Annotated in this window: 1 protein-coding gene; it reads right to left on the bottom strand. The window is 62.6% G+C overall.

The features are described from left to right. Positions 1-44: 44 nt before the first annotated feature. Complete coding sequence (locus NG701_RS00025; RefSeq protein WP_252563039.1) at positions 45-1,652, bottom strand: helix-turn-helix domain-containing protein; 1,608 nt, start codon at positions 1,650-1,652, stop codon at positions 45-47. Positions 1,653-1,793 lie beyond the last annotated feature (141 nt).

Raw genomic sequence — 1,793 nt, 5'->3', positions numbered from 1 at the left:
CTAGCGTTCCTTGGTGTTCCAAACTTTGACACTGATCTTGAGTTTTAGGCAGCGTTTTTCATTCGGGCGTTGTCGATGTAGCCGTTGACGTGGCGGTCGATGGTGGCCAGGGCCTGGCGTAGTGGTGCCGGTGCTGGGGCATTGTCTGCTGCCAGCAGGGGTCGCAGGAGCCGGTTGTGGACCTTGGTGTAGAACAGGGCGACGCGTTGGCCTTCGGCGGTGAGGATGTAGTTGTTGCTGTGTGGCCGGCGGTCGATGAGTCCGTTGCGGCGCAGGCGTGCGAGGTCGTAGCTCATTTGGTTGGCGCTGTAACCGGTGCCCAGCAGATGGGTCACCCGGGCACGCAGGCTCCGATGGGTGAATCCGAGGGCGGTAAGGCTGACACATAAGGCGCCGAGCAGGGCCATGACCCGGGGGTCACCGAACCGCAAGGCCGGAGCCCTCTTCCCCTCCGCGGTAAGCGTGGGGAGCGCGACCCGCTCAAAGGCTGGGCTCGCAAGGACACAGCCCTGCCCGACACGTTCAGTATCGAGCAGACGGGCGTTCGTGTCACGGGCTTTGGTTTGCAGTTCGGGCAGGTGTTCCAGACGGCGTTTGCACCCCAGGTCGTCCGGTGAGTTCACGACGGTTTCGATCCGCAGTGCACGGCCGTCCTTGAGGTACTGCTTGATCCGCGAATGCTTGTAGAACGCGTTGATGGTGACGTCGGTGTCGCGGGTGACGACCTTGGTCTTGAACACGTCCTGGGTCCGGCGCAGACGGCCGCGGCGGATCTGCCGGCCGAAAATCAGCTCGAGTGTCTCGGGCCGTCCCAGGTCGAGGTTGTCGACCACGAGCGCTTCGAAGAAGGCCCGGGCGCGTCGGGGCGCGTCAAAGACCAGGGTGTGGGAGATTTCGATTTGGCGCATGGACAGCTCCCACCAGTATCCGGCGTCCGCGTCGTGGTCGGTCAGCGGCAGCGGCAGCACGGCGAGCCAGCGTTGGAAGAAGACCTCGATGGTGCCCGGGCCGAGCCGGTCACAGATCTCCTGCAGCGCTGCGGGGTCCTGGCAGCTGGCGAATCCGTTGGACAGGGCCGTGAACCCGATGCCTTCCCGAAGGCACTGGCGTTTGGCCCACTCGTGCCCGTTGATCCAGACCTTGATCGGATACGGGAAGTACGCGCAGATCTTGATGAACGCCGGTCCGAAGTCGACATCCCAGAGATAGAAGTAGAAGCACGTCACCCTCCGGTCGGCCTTATGGAAGCCAAAGCACGGGATTCCATTGGTGCCCTCGCGTTGGGTCGAGGCGAAGACATTCTGGTACTCCTGGGCCACCCCGATCGCGACGACGCCGGACCGTCCGACCCGTTCCTGGGCGGCCATATAGCGGCGCATAACATCGATCTTGCGGTCTTCCTTGGCGAAGCGGATCAACGGGATGTGGTTGGTCTCGGCGAAGGAATTCACCGAGCGGCGGAAGGCGGTTCCGATCTTTTCCAGGATCGCCGGGGAAGGGATTCGATAGCCCAGATGCCTGGTCATGAACGAAACCACCTGGCCGCCGACCTGCAGGTTCGGGACGTAGCCGTTGAGATAGATCCGGTCCAGGCACTGAATATCCAGGGCCACGTGGCCGTCGAGGATCTCATTGACATTGACATTGACCATCACCATCACCACATTCGTCGACCGCTTTTCCGAATGCTTCCAGAATGCACCGCAGCGGACCGGGCGTCATCAGCGACAGCCAATCACCCACCTCGGCGGTCAGAGGCGAAGCCTCACTGGGAGCGTGGGTCGGTAGTCGTT

It is taken from the genome of Pseudarthrobacter cellobiosi, from assembly GCF_023913815.1.
GTDB lineage: Bacteria > Actinomycetota > Actinomycetes > Actinomycetales > Micrococcaceae > Arthrobacter > Arthrobacter cellobiosi.
The sequence above is the reverse complement of the archived record's forward strand: the minus strand, read 5'-3'. Positions and strand labels throughout refer to the sequence as shown.

Coding starts and splice junctions, on each gene's coding strand:
- NG701_RS00025 (WP_252563039.1), bottom strand. CDS start 1,652: ATGGTCAATGTCAATGTCAATGAGATCCTCGACGGCCACGTGGCCCTG.